16 protein-coding genes (1 of these 16 only partly in view) are annotated in these 15168 nt (G+C 61.0%); 11 read left to right on the top strand and 5 right to left on the bottom strand.

What is annotated here, in order from left to right; genetic code table 11:
• Nucleotides 1–107 precede the first annotated feature (107 nt).
• Genes AC5SSZ_RS16010 through AC5SSZ_RS15995 form a run of 4 tightly spaced genes read right to left on the bottom strand, consistent with a single transcriptional unit; the run spans nucleotide 108 to nucleotide 4068 of the window.
• A complete protein-coding gene (locus AC5SSZ_RS16010) occupies nucleotides 108–1142 on the bottom strand; it encodes a TRAP transporter substrate-binding protein (protein WP_065271750.1) in 1035 nt (344 codons plus the stop codon).
• Between the two features lie 49 nt (nucleotides 1143–1191).
• Nucleotides 1192–2694, bottom strand: a complete 1503-nt coding sequence (locus AC5SSZ_RS16005) for a TRAP transporter large permease (RefSeq protein ID WP_065271749.1) — start codon at nucleotides 2692–2694, stop codon at nucleotides 1192–1194.
• A complete protein-coding gene (locus AC5SSZ_RS16000; RefSeq protein WP_274830970.1) occupies nucleotides 2694–3290 on the bottom strand; it encodes a TRAP transporter small permease subunit in 597 nt (198 codons plus the stop codon). The genes AC5SSZ_RS16005 and AC5SSZ_RS16000 overlap by 1 nt, the downstream gene beginning before the upstream one ends.
• Nucleotides 3283–4068: an N-formylglutamate amidohydrolase gene (locus tag AC5SSZ_RS15995; RefSeq protein ID WP_495438801.1), complete on the bottom strand. Its 786-nt coding sequence runs from the start codon at nucleotides 4066–4068 to the stop codon at nucleotides 3283–3285. The genes AC5SSZ_RS16000 and AC5SSZ_RS15995 overlap by 8 nt, the downstream gene beginning before the upstream one ends.
• A gap of 150 nt (nucleotides 4069–4218) precedes the next feature.
• On the opposite strand from AC5SSZ_RS15995, the gene AC5SSZ_RS15990 reads away from it, so the two are divergent.
• Together AC5SSZ_RS15990 and AC5SSZ_RS15985 are read left to right on the top strand one after the other, a co-directional pair.
• Nucleotides 4219–5091 carry a MurR/RpiR family transcriptional regulator gene (locus AC5SSZ_RS15990; protein WP_274830968.1) on the top strand — a complete coding sequence of 291 codons (873 nt, stop codon included), beginning with the start codon at nucleotides 4219–4221 and terminating at the stop codon, nucleotides 5089–5091.
• Between the two features lie 128 nt (nucleotides 5092–5219).
• Complete coding sequence (locus tag AC5SSZ_RS15985) at nucleotides 5220–5576, top strand: hypothetical protein (RefSeq protein ID WP_495438800.1); 357 nt, start codon at nucleotides 5220–5222, stop codon at nucleotides 5574–5576.
• 24 nt (nucleotides 5577–5600) lie between these two features.
• Here the strand turns inward: AC5SSZ_RS15985 and AC5SSZ_RS15980 are convergent, their stop codons facing one another.
• On the bottom strand, nucleotides 5601–6575 hold the full coding sequence (locus AC5SSZ_RS15980; RefSeq protein WP_368948910.1) for a LysR family transcriptional regulator: 975 nt from the start codon (nucleotides 6573–6575) through the stop codon (nucleotides 5601–5603).
• Nucleotides 6576–6673: 98 nt separating this feature from the next.
• On the opposite strand from AC5SSZ_RS15980, the gene AC5SSZ_RS15975 reads away from it, so the two are divergent.
• The 9 genes from AC5SSZ_RS15975 to AC5SSZ_RS15935 form a co-directional block, all read left to right on the top strand.
• Complete coding sequence (locus AC5SSZ_RS15975; protein ID WP_065271743.1) at nucleotides 6674–7540, top strand: ABC transporter permease; 867 nt, start codon at nucleotides 6674–6676, stop codon at nucleotides 7538–7540.
• A 17-nt stretch (nucleotides 7541–7557) separates the two neighbouring features.
• On the top strand, nucleotides 7558–8343 hold the full coding sequence (locus AC5SSZ_RS15970) for an ABC transporter permease (protein WP_342455910.1): 786 nt from the start codon (nucleotides 7558–7560) through the stop codon (nucleotides 8341–8343).
• A 68-nt stretch (nucleotides 8344–8411) separates the two neighbouring features.
• A complete protein-coding gene (locus AC5SSZ_RS15965) occupies nucleotides 8412–9554 on the top strand; it encodes an extracellular solute-binding protein (RefSeq protein WP_065273615.1) in 1143 nt (380 codons plus the stop codon).
• A 65-nt stretch (nucleotides 9555–9619) separates the two neighbouring features.
• Nucleotides 9620–10699, top strand: a complete 1080-nt coding sequence (locus tag AC5SSZ_RS15960; protein WP_065271742.1) for an ABC transporter ATP-binding protein — start codon at nucleotides 9620–9622, stop codon at nucleotides 10697–10699.
• Between the two features lie 39 nt (nucleotides 10700–10738).
• Nucleotides 10739–12076 (top strand): aminotransferase family protein, encoded by a 1338-nt coding sequence (locus tag AC5SSZ_RS15955; RefSeq protein ID WP_495438799.1) that lies wholly within the window; start codon nucleotides 10739–10741, stop codon nucleotides 12074–12076.
• A 3-nt stretch (nucleotides 12077–12079) separates the two neighbouring features.
• Complete coding sequence (gene kce / locus AC5SSZ_RS15950) at nucleotides 12080–13006, top strand: 3,5-dioxohexanoate:acetyl-CoA acetone transferase (RefSeq protein WP_495438796.1); 927 nt, start codon at nucleotides 12080–12082, stop codon at nucleotides 13004–13006.
• Complete coding sequence (locus tag AC5SSZ_RS15945) at nucleotides 13006–13497, top strand: GNAT family N-acetyltransferase (protein WP_495438794.1); 492 nt, start codon at nucleotides 13006–13008, stop codon at nucleotides 13495–13497. Before kce ends, AC5SSZ_RS15945 begins: the two co-directional genes overlap by 1 nt.
• Nucleotides 13494–14519: a histone deacetylase family protein gene (locus AC5SSZ_RS15940; RefSeq protein WP_065271738.1), complete on the top strand. Its 1026-nt coding sequence runs from the start codon at nucleotides 13494–13496 to the stop codon at nucleotides 14517–14519. The genes AC5SSZ_RS15945 and AC5SSZ_RS15940 overlap by 4 nt, the downstream gene beginning before the upstream one ends.
• Nucleotides 14516–15168: the 5' portion of an NAD(P)/FAD-dependent oxidoreductase gene (locus tag AC5SSZ_RS15935; protein ID WP_495438792.1), read on the top strand. It continues 451 nt past the right edge of the window; only the first 653 of its 1104 coding nucleotides appear in the window; it begins with the start codon at nucleotides 14516–14518; the stop codon falls past the right edge of the window. The genes AC5SSZ_RS15940 and AC5SSZ_RS15935 overlap by 4 nt, the downstream gene beginning before the upstream one ends.

Below are 15168 nucleotides of genomic sequence, written 5' to 3'. Positions count from 1 at the left end.
CAGGGGCGGACTCGTTTCCGTCCGGCCCCTGCGGGCGAATTCCTGTTCAGGGTATCCGGCCCGCATATAGGTGGCGGGCCGGATGAAAGGTCAAAGACCGGGGCCTATCAGCCGTAGCGGTAGGGGCGGCCGGCCTTGGTCATGTCCGAATTGTACTTCTTGATGATCTCGACAACCTTCGCCTTGGTGGGGCTTTCGGCTGCGATCTCATCCCAGAATTTATAGGCCGCTTCTTCAACGGTGGCCCATTCGGCATCGGGGATCGAGGTCAGTTCCATCTTCGGACCGTTGACGCGCAGATCTGCTTCGCCGCCCCAGTACCACCACTGGCGGTAGTAGTGCGACTGATCACAGCAGACGCGGAACAGGGTCTGCAGGTCTTCCGGCAGCTCGTTCCAGCGGCCCTGGTTGGCAAAGAAGGAGCCAGCCCATGCGCCCGAGATGTTGTTGGTCAGGAAGTAGTTGGTCACATCGGCCCAGCCAACAGTGTAGTCTTCGGTGATGCCCGACCATGCGATACCGTCAAGTTCGCCGGTCTGCATGGCGACTTCGATGTCTTCCCATGGCAGGGTGACCGGCACCACGCCGAACTGGCTAAGGAAGCGACCGGCGGTCGGGAAGGTAAAGACGCGCTTGCCTTTGAGATCTTCAAGGCTGCGGATCGGGTCTTTGGTGGCAAAGTGGCAGGGATCCCAGGCACCGGCCGAGATGTGTTTCACGCCAACCTTGGAATATTCTTCGTCCCAGATTTCGTTCAGGCCATATTTGTTGAACAGCACCGGCACGTCGAGCGAGTAACGCGACGCGAAGGGGAAGTAGCCGCCAAAGACGGTGACTTCGGTGGGCGATGCCATGGAGTCATCATCCGATTGCACCGCGTCGATGGTGCCGCGCTGCATGGCGCGGAACAATTCGCCGGTGGGCACCAGCTGATCGGCGAAATACAGCTCGATCTGCATGCGGTCGCCTGCGATCTGGTTGAACATGTCGATGGCGGGTTTCACCACGTGTTCGGCCAGAGCCGCACCGGCATAGGTCTGCATGCGCCATTTGATGGTGGATTGCGCCAGTGCCGGTGTGGCGAGCGGCGCCGCCATTGCGCCTGCACCGGCGGTGGTCAAAAACTTACGTCTTGTCGTCATCTCGTTTTCTCCTTGTTGAAATAGGGCCCCCGAACAGGGCTCTTTTTGGTTATTTTCCGTAGACCAGATCGGGCAGCCACAGGGCGATCTGCGGGAACAGCATCACCAGAGACAGCGCAACGATCATCACAGCGACAAAGGGGATGATAGAGACATAGATGTCCTTCAGCCCGATTTCCGGCGGCGCCATGGCGCGCATCAGGAACAGGTTGTAGCCAAAAGGCGGTGTCATATAGGCGATCTGCGTCGTGATGGTGTAAAGCACCCCGTACCAGATCAGATCAAAGCCGAGCGCCCCGACCAGCGGCACATAAAGCGGCGCCACGATCACCAGCATCGCTGTGTCATCCAGGAAAGTGCCCATGATGACAAAGCTGAGTTGCATCAGGATCAGGATCATCCAGGGGGAAAGGCCCAGCTGCGTGGTGAAGAGATCCTCGATCGCCTTCACGGCGCCCAGACCGTCGAAGATCGCGCCGAACCCCAGCGCAGCAAGGATGATCCACATGAACATGCAGGAAATGCCCAGCGTTGAGCGCACGGAGGTCTCAAATACCTCCTTGTTCATGCGCCCCTTCAGCACCGCAGCGATAAAGGCGGTCATGGCACCGATGGCCGAGCTTTCGACCAGCGAGGTCCAGCCGTTGACGAAGGGGATCATCATCGCGGCAAAGATCGCCAGCGGCAGCACGCCCGAGAACAAGAGGCGGTATTTCTCTTTCAGGAACAGGTCGGTGTAGAACAGCGGGATCTTTCGGGTCACAAAGGACAGCGCCGCGGCCGCCAGCGCCAGACCGATGGCCGATTTCGGCGCTACGAAGTCCAGCTTCACCACCAGTGGGATCAGCACCAGCGCGGCCAGAACGATATGGTTCAGGCGCAGCGGGTGGTCACTGACGCGGTCGTATTCGGCCAGATCCTCAGGTGTCATCGCCGGGCCAAGGTCCGGCTGCATCCGGGCGCGGAAATATATGTAGGCGATGAACATGGTGGCCATCAGTAGGCCCGGCACCACGCCGGCCAGCCACAGCTGACCCACCGGCTGTCGTGCGATCATCGCATAAAGCACCAGTACGACCGAAGGCGGCACCAGAATGCCCAGACTGGACCCAGCCTGAATGGTGCCCGTCACCAGAATCTTGTCATAGCCGCGCCGCAAGAGTTCCGGCAGCGCAATGGTGGCGCCGATGGCCATGCCGGCGACCGACAGGCCGTTCATGGCAGAGACCAGAACCATCAACCCGATGGTGCCGATGGCCAGGCCGCCTTTTACCGGTCCCATCCAGACGTGGAACATGCGGTACAGATCGTCGGCGATCTTCGATTCCGACAGCACGTAGCCCATGAAGATGAACATCGGCAGCGTCAGCAGTGGATACCACTTCATCAGCTTCATCGCGGCGGAAAACGGGATCTCGACACCGCCGGTACCCCAGAGAAGCAGACCGGCAACCGCGCCGACAAAACCGATGGCGCCAAAGACGCGCTGGCCGGTCATCAGCATCAGCATCATGCCGGCAAACATCACAAGGGCGATCATTTCATAGGGCATCAGAGGTCCACTCCGCGCAGGCGTCCGATATCCCGGAACAATTCGGCAAGGCATTGCAGCAGCATCAAAAAGACACCGAAGCAGAGGGTGAATTTGACGGGCCACAGGAAGGGTCGCCAGGCGGTGGAACTGCGTTCGAGATAGCCGAGTTTTTCACCAGCCGCGGTCGGCCCTTCGCTCACCAGCGTCCAGATGAGGTCACCAAAGAAGGAAAATGGCTCCATCCCGAAATAACCAAGGCTGTAGGCGGTGGAACTGACCGCGCCGTAAAGCAGAATCCCGAGGTAGACCATCAGGAACAGAACGGTGAAGGCATCGACCCAGGCTTTGGTTCTGGTGCTCCAGCCGCCATAGAACAGGTCCATCCGCACGTTCGATCCCATCTGGATCGAATAGGGCCCGCCAAGGATGTAATAGGCGACCATCACGAATTGTGCGGTCTCCAGTGTCCAGAGTGACGGGTTGAAGAAGGTCTTGGAGACCGAGGACCACAGCAGGACCCCGATCAGGGCAAAGATCAGATACATCGCGAACCGGCCAATGAATCGGTTCAGCGCATCGATCATGCGGACATATCGCAGAATGAAACTAGGCATTGGCCTGCCTCCCGGCCTTGAGCGCGGCAAGCGCGGGACGCAGCAGCACCAGCAGGTCTTCGGCTATGGCGGCCTCATCCTGCGGGGTGCGTAGCAGATCGTTACGCACTTCGATCATCACATTGGCGAGCCCGTTTTCCAGACCGTGCAGGCGCAGGGAATGGGTGACGCCATCCTCTGGGCCGTAGGGATCGTTGCGGGCGATCCTACGCTGCGGCAGGCGAGGGGCCTCGGCCAGCATGGCATCGGCCAGACGGGTGTCGCTGTCGTGCAGAATGCCGATTTCAACGGCGCGGTGTTCGCCGAAATAGACCGGTGTGAAACTGTGCATGGTGACCAGAACCGTCGGCAGGTCTTTGGCCTTGCGCGCTGCCAGCACGTTGCTGACCGCCTGACAGAACGGGGTATAGACCGTGTCAACACGCTCGGCGCGTTGTTCGGGCGTCAGGTCACAGTTGCCCGGCACCGTGATCACTTCAGACTTTTCCGGCATGGCTGAGGCGGCTTCGGGCGGACGGTTGCAGTCGTAGACAAGCCGCGACACCCGGCTGGCCACCAGCGGCGCATCAAGAGCGTCGGACAGGGCGAGCGACACCGCCCGGGCGCCGGGGTCCCAGGCAGCATGGCTGGTGTGGTCGGCTTCAGCGAGGCCAAGCCCGTTGTAGCGCGCAGGAATGTGGTGGCTGGCGTGCTCGCACAGGATCACCACCTCCCCCGCGCCGTCGGCGTTGAAGACTTCGGTAGCCTCGCTCAGAGCGTTGGAATCGCCCGGTGACATTCAGTACTCCCCGATTTTGGAAAAATGTTTTCACGTAGGGCATTTTCTGTCAATATCGTTTCAGGCAGTTTTTTCTGCGGTCGTTTTCCGCACGATGTAGGATGCGGCGAATGCCCGTTTTTTGATCGACCGAAATAGAGGTGTGCCCCCTTGTCCAAACCCGCCGCCAGTGTGCGAGAGCTGATCCGCGAACACTATTCGACGCTGACCCAGTCCGAGCGCAAGTTCGCCAATGCTCTGCTCGAAAACTATCCTGCGGCGGGGTTGGCCTCGATCACCATTGTCGCGTCGAATGCCGAGGTCTCGACCCCGACGGTGGCGCGGATGGTCCAAAAACTCGGGTTCAAGGGCTACCCGCAGTTCCATCAGGCGCTGCTGAAAGAGCTGGAGGCGCAGGTGTCCGGCCCGACGCAGCGACGCGCGAACTGGGCGTCCGAGGCGCCCGAGGGGCATCTTCTGAACAGATTTGCACAAGCTGTGACGGACAACCTCGGGCAGACCTTTTCAAACCTCGACTACGAACAATTCGACCGCGCGGTGCACCAGCTGGCGGATACCGAAGGGCGGCTCTATGTGGTGGGCGGGCGGATCACGCGGGCGCTGGCCGATTACGCCTTCACCCACTTTCAGGCGATCCGTCAGCACGTGACGCATATGACCTCGTCTTCGGCTACCTGGCCCCATTACGTGCTGGACATGGTCGAGGGCGACACCTTGCTGATGTTCGACGTGCGGCGTTATGAAACCAACCTGCAGCGTCTTGCGGAACTGGCGGCCGAACGTGGGGTGAAAATCATCCTGATCACGGACCAATGGGCCAGCCCGATCACCTCGGTTGCCCATTATACCTTCAATTGCTGGGTTGAAATCCCGTCGGCATGGGATTCGAACATCTCCACCATGATGCTGCTGGAGGCGATGATCGCTGCCACCCAGGAAGAAGGCTGGGATGAAACCCGCGAGCGCTATGAACGGCTGGATGAACTGTTCGATATGACGCGGCTGTTCCGCAAGTTTTCCTGACGGCGACAATTGCTGTCAGCCATCCGGTGGATGGGATGGACATGCGCCTGAGGATACCGCAGTGTATTGATATTCAGCGCCTTTCGGGTGCGCCTAGATCAAAAAGTCTTTTAGCGAGGTCCGAACGTATGAACAGGTTTGTCAGAGTTATCGCCATCGCCAGCATTGCGGTTCTGGCTGCCGTCCCCTCCATCGGCAAGCCGCTGAGCCGTATTCTTGCGGAATCGGGCCTGTCGCCTTTGGATATGGAGATGATGATCCAGGCTGAGGCTGTCCTCTACAGCGTCAGCCAGCCAAAGACCGGCACGGTCGAGGCGTGGAGCAATCCCGAAACCGAGGCTCATGGTACGGTGACGATCATCAACAGAAATGCCAACTGCATCATGTTGCAGCACGAAGCGCACATGAAGGGTAGGGAGAAGGCTTTGCAGCCAAAGCGCAAGTTCTGCAAGGACGACAAGGGCGCGTGGCGCTTGTCCCTGTAAGCGGGTTTCAAGGTCAGTACTGCTTCAGCGATAGGTGCGCTGCTCGATCGGGGTGGCTGCAATCGCTTCCAGCAAGCCGTCGATCAACAATTCCTCGGCCCGGTTTTTTGCGGCGTGGCGGTTCCAGACCACATGCACGTCGATGGCGGGAAGATCATCATATGGCGGGACCTGCCAGAGCTGCCCATCCCGGACATCCCGCGCCGCCACGTGGACGGGCAGGGGGCCGATACCAACACCGGCCACGATCATGCGGTGAACTTCCTCAAGGTGACTGGACAGGCCTGTGACCTTGTCGCCCAGTTCGGCCTGCGCCCGCATTACTGTCACCGGTTTCAGCACATCGTGCAGCCGGTCGGTTTCAAAGCTGACCGAACTGTGCCCGGCCAGATCCGACAATTTCAGATCCTTGCGCCCGAACAGCGGATGGCGCGGGCCGCAGAACAGACCAAAGAATTCCCGGTACAGACGCCGGTACTCCAGCTTTGGGTTGTGATCCCGCACCAGGCACAGTGCAAAGGAGGCCCGTTTTGCAGCCACCTCGGCGATGGCGGCGGCGCTGGTGCGTACGTCGATCGACAGGGTGGCTTTGGGGTGTGCGAGGTGGAAATCGGCCAGTACCTCGTCAAACAGCGGGCAGACAACGTGGCTGGCCATGACGATCTTGACGTGGCCCTGCACCTCATCCGTCAGCTCCCGCATCAGGGTGGACAACCGCAGGATGGAGCCGTTGATGTCCAATGCCTCGCGATAGAGCAGCCGCCCGGCATCGGTCAGCTGGTAATGCCCGGGCGAGCGGTCGATCAGCTTGCGCCCGATGCGGTCCTCCAGCTTCTTCAGCGCGGCAGAAACCGAAGGCTGTTTCAGCCGCAGTTGTTGTGCCGCCTCGGTGATCGAGTGGCTTTCTGCCAGTACCACGAAGGTACGCAGCAGGTTCCAGTCCAACTCGCGGGCAATACGCTCGGGGGCAAAGCGCCCGTCGTTTTCCATAGATTCCATCTATATTCACAATTTTGATTATCTATTTGATCTATGGTGATCAGGTTTTGCATGCTTCCGTCAAGCCCGGATTAAGCGGGCGTTAACAGGGAAAGACCATGTCCGTCGAAAAACGAGAGGCGCGTCAGCCTTGGATTCTGCTGTTCCCCGCCCTGTCTGCGGTGACGCTGTTACTGTTCGTCCCGCTGCTGTTTATTCTGGTCTACAGTTTCTGGCTGCGCACCGCTACCGGCGCCGATGTGGCGGGTTTCTACCTTGATAACTGGCAAGAGGCGCTGAGCGATCCTTTCTACCGGGATATTCTGATCAGTACCCTGCGCATCGCGGCGATCACCACCGTGGCCTGCGCCCTGATGGGTTACCCTTCGGCCTATTTTATTGCCCGTTCGCAGGGCAATAAGGCGGTGCTCTTGCTGCTTTTGATGCTGCCCTTTTGGATCAGCTACATCATCCGCACGATGAGCTGGATCAACATTCTGGGTGTATCCGGCGCCTTCAACTCGGCGCTGCTGGCGCTGGGCATCATCGATGAGCCGATTCAGATGCTCTATAACGAGGTGACGGTCATTCTGGGTCTGGTGCACTTCCTGCTGCCCTTCATGATTCTCAATATCTTCGTCAGCCTCGACGGCATCGATACAAATCTTGAAAACGCCGCCAATTCTCTGGGCGCGACCCGCTGGCAGGCGTTCCTGCAAGTCACCCTGCCGCTATCGCTGCCGGGTTTGGCTGCCGGTGGTCTGCTTTGCTTCGTGCTGGGCGCGGGCACATATATCACCCCGCTGGTTCTGGGCGGGCCGCGCGATGCCATGTTCGCCAACCTCGTGTTCGAAGCCATCATTACCCAGCTGAACTGGCCTCTTGGCTCGGCCCTGTCGCTGATGCTTCTGGCGGTGCTTGGGGCGCTGGTGATGATCTATAACCGCTACCTGGGCATGGCCCAGCTGATGAAGGGGCTGGGCTGATGGAAGGTCGTTTCAACATGGGCTGGAGCCTGATCCGGGGCTGGGCTGTCCTCGTCTATATCTTCATGTTCCTGCCAGTGGCCGTGGTTGTGCTGCTCAGCTTTAACGCCAGCCAGTTTGGCAATTTCCCGATGACCGGATTTTCCTTCCGTTGGTTCGTGGAACTGGCAGGGAACGATGCGATCCTGCGCGCCTTTCGTACCTCGATCATCCTCGGTCTGCTGACCGCACTGATTTCGACAACGCTCGGCGTTCTGGCCAGTCTTGCGCTGGTGCGCTACCGGGTGCCGGGGGCCAATGCGATCTCGACCCTTCTGATCGCGCCGATCCTGGTGCCCGAGGTGGTGCTGGCGGTGGCGCTGCTGCTGTTCCTGAACTTCCTTGGCATCAACAAAAGCTTTGGCCTCCTGCTGGCAGGTCACGTGATCTTCACGCTGCCCTTTGTGATCCTCGTGGTGCAGGCGCGGCTAGTGTCGATCAAGCGCGACGTCGAAGAGGCCGCGATGAGCCTTGGCGCCTCGCCGGTGCAGACCTTCTTTCAGATCACGCTGCCCCTGATGCTGCCCGCTGTTCTGGCCGGGGGGCTCTTCGCCTTTACCATCAGTTTCGACGACATCACCGGCACACTGTTCTGGAAGCCCGGCGGCGTGGAAACCGTGCCGACGCAGATCTTCGCCATGCTGAGAAACTCGATCAGCCCGGAGATCAACGCGCTGGGCACCGTGATGATCGTGATGACCGTTGGCCTGCCGCTCCTCGGTGCAGCCATCGCCCGGGCCATGGCCCGCAAAAGCGGCACGTAAGAACCGCGCCCTCCCCAAATAAGACCAACAAAATACAGACCAACATGGAGACTGAAATGACCAAGAAAATGGACAATACCACCCGGTATGAGCGCGCCCGTGAGCGCTATATGAACGGTGATCTGGATCGCCGCAGCTTTCTGGGGCTGATCGGCGCGGCGGGTCTGGCCTATGGCGTGTCCACGCCCTTTGCCAAATACGCGCACGCGGCAACCACCGAGCAGGTCCGGTTCGACGGCTGGGGCGGCGTTGTCAGCGAAGCCTTCCGCAAGCACGCCTTTGATCCCTACACCGGCAAGACTGGCATCAAGGTTGTTGACGGCACATTCGGCGGTGGCGACGAATACCTGTCGCGCGTCAAGGCCAGCCAGCCGGGCGAATATAACATCGCGCACCTGTCGGGCGTCTTCGACTATGCACGCTATCACGCGCTGGGTCTCAGCTCGGAGCTCAATGAGGCCAACATCCCCAACCTCGAATACGTGATCCCGAAACTGGTCGATGTGTTCCGCGGCGTGTCGGGCGGCAAACTGTCCTGCGTGCCTTATGACTACGGCACCACCGGTCTGGCCTATAACCGCAAGCATATCTCGGACGACGAGATGAAGGAAAAAGGCGCCAAGATTCTGATCGAGGAAGCCTACAAGGGCAAGATCGCAGGCTGGAGCGATTGGCGCACCCGCATGTGGTACGCGGCGCTGCAGACCGGCCAGAACCCGAACGAGATTTCGGATGAAGAGGCAGCATGGGATGCGGTCCGCACCCACCGCGACCTCAGCCTGAAATACTGGGGTTCGGGCGCCGAACTGATGAGCCTTCTGGCCGAAGAAGAGATCTACGTCACCGAAGCCTGGTCCGGACGCATCTTTGCGCTGCAGGAGCAGGGCCATGACATCGGTTACATGGATCCGCCCAACGGATTCGGTTGGCAGGAATGCCTCTTCGTGATGAAAGGCTCGCCGATGGAAGCCTGCGAAGAACTGCTGAACTTCATGCTGGCGCCGGAAACCTCGATCGCGGTGGCCGAAGGCCAGAACTACCCGACCGCGCTGGATCCGACCAAGGTCGATCTTGGTGACAAGATCCCGACCCTGCCGGCCTTTGACCCCACCGGCACGCTGGATGGTCTGACCTTTGCCGATCCGGACTTCTGGAACGGTCACGAAGCCGACTGGTCGAAAACCTTCGGTCGCGTCCAGAAGGGCTACTGATCCCTCCTGCCCTCTCCCCGAACGGGGAGGGGGCACCTTTGAACCTTCCATCCGGAGAGCACCCCGTGAGTTCCGTCACCCTGAACAACATCGTCAAACGTTTTGGCACCTTCACGGCCGTGCATCAGGCCAATCTTGAAATCCCCGAAGGCGCTTTTGTGACGCTGCTGGGGCCGTCGGGCTGCGGCAAGACCACGAACCTGCGGATGATCGCGGGCCTGCTGGATCCGAGCGAGGGCGAAATCCTGATCGGTGGCAAGCGCGTCAACGATGTACCGATACACAAGCGCAACCTGGGGATCGTGTTCCAGAACTACGCCCTGTTCCCGCACAAGACCGTGGCCGAAAACATCGCCTTTGGCCTGAAATACCGTGATGTCCCCAAATCCGATGTGGCCCGCCGGGTGCAGGAGGCGCTGGATCTGGTGCAGCTGCCGGACGTGGGCAGCCGCTATCCCAAGGAACTGTCGGGCGGGCAGCAGCAGCGGATCGCGCTGGCCCGTGCCATCGTCATCGAACCCGAAGTGCTGCTGCTGGATGAACCCCTGTCTGCGCTGGATGCCAACCTGCGCGAAGACATGCGGGTCGAGCTGAAGCGCATTCAGGCCCAGATCGGTGTCACCACCGTCTTTGTGACCCATGACCAGTCCGAAGCGCTGGCCATGTCGGACAAGATCGTTGTGATGAGCGCCGGCCGCATCGAGCAGGTCGGCACCCCCGAAGAAGTCTATAATACCCCCGCCAGCGAATTCGTCGCCAATTTCCTTGGCGCCTCCAATATTCTGGCTGGCACCTGTGTGTCCCGCGACGCCAAGGCCGCGCTGCTGGACGTGCCGCTGTTCGGCAAGGTTCCCGTGCCCGCGGACAAGGCTGCCGCCGCCAGTGAAGGCGCCGCAGCAAAGCTGGTCCTGCGCGCAGAGAAACTGGTGCTGATGGCGCCGGGCAGCGATACCTCTGGTCTCGTCACCGCCGAGGCCGTGGTCGAGACCGTCGATTATCAGGGGCAGACCGTCCGGTATTTCCTGCGCGTTGGGGACACCCAGCTACAGGCGATCAACATGATCGACGGCCGCCCCTTTGCCGAAGGGCAATCTGTCATCGCCGCATTCCGCCCGCAGGATTGCGCGGCGCTGGCTGGCGCCTGACGGTATTACGCAAGATACGTTCGCGAGCAGGATCACAGCATGAGCAATCTTTTCTATCAGGGCCGAGGCCGCAAACCGGTGCTGGAACAGGCCCGTGGGGTCTATATGTGGGACAAGGATGGCAGGCGCTATCTGGATGGCTCATCCGGGGCGATGGTCTGCAACATCGGGCATTCCAATGAAAACGTGCTGGCCGCGATGCAGCGGCAGATGGAGAAATCCACCTTCGGCTATCGGTTGCATTTCGAAACCGAAGCCTCTGAACAACTGGCTGCACGTCTAGCCGGGCGCATGCCCAAGGGTCTGAATAAGGTGTTCTTCGTGTCTGGCGGTTCGGAAGCGGTGGAAAGCGGGATGAAGATGGCCCGCCAATACGCTCTGGCCACCGGGCAGGACAGCCGCTGGAAAGTGATCTCGCGCAGCCCGTCGTATCATGGCTGCACCCTGGGGGCGCTGGCCGTCACCGGCTATACCACCCTGTCGCAGCCTTTTGCGCCGATGATGCGCGAAATGCCAAAGGTGCCCGCGCCGCGCGCCTATCTGGATGGTCTCGACCCGAACGACCGCGAAACCGGTTTGCATTACGCCGATATGCTGGAGGCAAAGATCCTCGCCGAAGGGGCGGACAGCGTTCTTGCCTTTATTCTGGAACCGGTCGGCGGCGCCTCCACTGGCGCGCTGGTGCCGCCGCTCGGATATATGGAGCGGATCCGTGAGATCTGTGATCGCTATGGCGTGCTGCTGATCATGGATGAAGTCATGACCGGCGCCGGGCGCACGGGGACCTTCCTTGGCTGTGAGCACTGGAATGCACAACCTGATATCGTGGTGATGTCCAAGGGCATCGGCTCGGGCTATGTGCCGCTGGGCGCAATGATCGCCGATGAACGTCTGGTCGACCCGGTGCTGGATGCGGGCGGCTTTGCCCATGGGTTTACCTATGCCGGCAATCCGCTGGCCTGCGCTGCCGGTCTGGCCGTGGTGGACGAAATCGAAGCGCAGGATCTGTGCCGGAATGCCACCGAAATGGGCGACAAGCTGATCGCACGTCTGCATGGGCTGATGCAGAAGCACGAAATCATCGGCGATGTGCGCGGCAAGGGTCTGCTCACGGCCTTTGAATTTATGTCGGACCGCGACACCAAGGCGCCGCTGCCCAAGGGGCTGAACGCCTATCAGCGGTTCGTCGATATTGCCTATGACAAGGGGCTGATCGTCTATTCCCGCCGCACCCGGGACGGGGTGGAGGGCGACCATATCCTCGTCTGTCCGCCGCTGATCGTGAATGACACCCATCTGGATGAGATCATCGAGGGCCTTGATGCCTCGCTCAGCCAGTTCACTGATGAAATACACCCTGCACTGAAAGCCGGCTGAGACATGTCCAAGATCCTGATCACCTGCGCCATCACTGGTTCGATCCATACACCGTCGATGTCGCCCTATCTGCCGGTGACGGCGGATGAGATCACCGAGCACGCGCTGGGCGCGGCCGAGGCAGGCGCAGCTGTTCTGCACCTGCACGCGCGCGATCCCGAAACCGGTCAGCCCTCGGCCAGCAGCGAACATTTCAAGGCGTTTCTACCCCGCATCAAGCAGGCCAGCGACGCGGTGCTGAATATCTCGACCGGGGGCAGCGCCGTGATGACGCTGGAGGACCGGCTGGCGGCGCCGAAAATGGCCGAGCCGGAGATGTGCAGCCTCAACATGGGCACGATGAACTTCGCCCTTTACCCGGCGGCCGAGCGGATCACCGAATGGAAGCACGACTGGGAGAAGCCGTTCCTGGAAAACTCGGATGATCTGGTGTTCAAGAACACACCGCGCGACATAGCGCGGATCCTGACCGAGATCGGCCAAGAGCGCGGCGCTCGGTTCGAGTTCGAATGCTATGACGTCAGCCATCTTTATATGCTGAAACATTTCGTGGACCGGGGCCTCGTGAAGGCGCCGCTGTTCATTCAGTTCGTATTCGGTGTTCTGGGCGGTATCGGGCCGGATCCGGAGAACCTCACCCATATGAAACTGATCGCCGACAAGCTGTTTGGCGACAGCTACATGTTCTCGGTTCTGGCGGCGGGGCGGCACCAGATGCCGTTGATCACTATGGGGGCAGCCATGGGCGGCCACGTGCGGGTCGGGCTGGAAGACAGCCTGATGATTTCCCGTGGGCAGCTGGCCAAGACCAATGCCGAGCAGGTGACCAAGATCCGCCGCATCGTCGAGGACCTGGGCCGCGAGGTCGCCAGCCCCGACGAGGCACGCCAGATGCTGGCCCTGAAGGGCGCCGACCGGACCGCAATCTGATGGAGATCCGGTTTCGCCCGGCAGAGGCGCAGGATGTGCCCGCGTTGCATTGGGCGCTGACGCAGCTGTCGGAAGATCTGGGCGACCGTCATGGTGCCAGCGCAGCGGATCTGCTGCGCGCAGGATTTGGCGCCGATCCCGCCTTTGGCGCGCTACTGGCCGAGGCAGGCCCGCCTGTGGCGGCGCGCACGGTCGGCGCCAGCCTGTTCTCGCCGGTGTTTTCCACCGTGCGCGGAGCGGCCGGGGTCTATGTGGCCGACCTTTGGGTTGCGGCGGATGTGCGCGGGCAAAGGCTGGGTCAGCGCTTGCTGGCAGCGGTGCTGCAAGAGGCGCAGAGCAGATGGGATGCACGGTTTCTGAAGCTCAACGTCTATGACGACAGCCCGGATGCGCGCAGGTTTTACGACAGGCTCGGGTTCAAACCCGCCGTGTCGCAGACGGAAATGATACTGGATGAGGCCGGATGCGCGGCCCTGAGAGGAGAGACATGAAAGCGGTTTTTGACGAACGCCAGTGGAACCACGATCCAAAGCATTTCATGGCGAACGGCGCCATTCTGCCCAATCCGGAACAACCGAAGCGGATCGAGGTTCTGCATGCAGGCGCAGTGGCAGCCGGGTGCAGCTTTCAGGCGCCTCAGGATGCCGGTCTTGGCCCGATTGCAGCGCTGCATTCGGCGGAGTACCTGACCTTTCTGGAGAACATCTATACCCGCTGGCAGCGTATTCCCGGAGCCGGTGAAGAGGTCATTCCCAACATCCACCCTGCAGCCCGGACCGACGGGTATCCCAAATCCGCTGTGGGGCAGGCAGGGTTCCACCAAGCCGATACCGCCTGCCCGATTGCCGAGGGCACCTGGGAGGCGGCCTATTGGTCGGCACAATCGGCTGTGACCGGCGCCGATCTGATCCTGGGCGGCGAACGCTCGGCATATGTGCTGTCGCGCCCGCCGGGGCACCATGCCTTTGGCGATCTGGCGGGGGGCTTTTGCTTTCTCAACAATTCCGGCATCGCGGCAGAGCGGCTGCGCGCCGCTGGCCTGCGCCCGGCCATCTTGGATGTGGACGTGCACCACGGCAACGGCACCCAGGGTATCTTCTACCGTCGTGACGATGTGCTGACTGTCTCGATCCATGCGGATCCGGCGCGGTTCTACCCGTTCTTCTGGGGCCATGCACAGGAACGCGGTGAAGGTCAGGGGCTGGGTTATAACCTAAACCTGCCCCTGTCGCGCGGCACCGGGGACGAGGATTACCTGAAAACCCTGGCCACCGCCCTTCAGCGTGTGAAAAGCTTTGGCACCGATGTGCTGGTCGTGGCGCTGGGGCTGGATGCCTCGATTGACGATCCCTTCGAGGGGCTGGCGGTGACCAAAGAGGGCTTTGCCCGCATCGGCGCGGCGATTGCGGCCACCGGCCTGCCGGTTCTCTTTGTGCAGGAGGGAGGCTACCTCTCCGACTCGCTTGGCGAAAACCTGACACGAACCCTCACCGGGTTTCAGGAGGAAGCGTGAGCGCGAACTTTGATGTCATCGTGATCGGCGGCGGGATCGCCGGGATTTCGGCAGCTGCTGAACTGGCCCGCGATATGTCGGTGCTGGTTCTGGAGGCAGAGCCGCAGACCGGCTATCACGCCACCGGCCGGTCGGCGGCCATCTTCATCCGCAACTACGGCAATGACACGCTGCGTGCCCTCAACGCGGCCTCGGCGCCGGTGCTGGAAGCGCCGGAAGGTATTTCGGATCGCTCACTTCTGTCACCGCGCGGCGAGATGCTGGTGGCCGACGAAAGCGAACTGCCCGCGCTTGAGGCTTATGCGGCAGGCGCTGTCGGGCTGGAGCGGTTGTCACCAGAGCAAGCGGTTGAACTGGTTCCCATCCTGCGCCTCGAACGGATTGCGGGTGCGCTGATCGAATGGGATGCGCAGGATATCGACGTCGACCGGATGCTGGCGGGCTATGCCAGCCTGTTGAAACGGCGGGGCGGCCAGATCGTGACCGGGGCGCGGGTTAGCGCATTGACCCATGCAGGTCAGGATTGGCAGGTGCAGGCGGGTGATGACACATATACTGCGCCCATTGTGATCAATGCTGCCGGGGCCTGGGCGTCGCAGGTTGCGGCGCTGGCCGGAGCCCTGCCAGTTGATGTGGCACCGCTGCGCCG

Source organism: Phaeobacter sp. CC-HEC084, from assembly GCF_059429255.1.
Note: the sequence above shows the minus strand (reverse complement) of the source record. Positions and strands in the feature narration are given on the sequence as shown.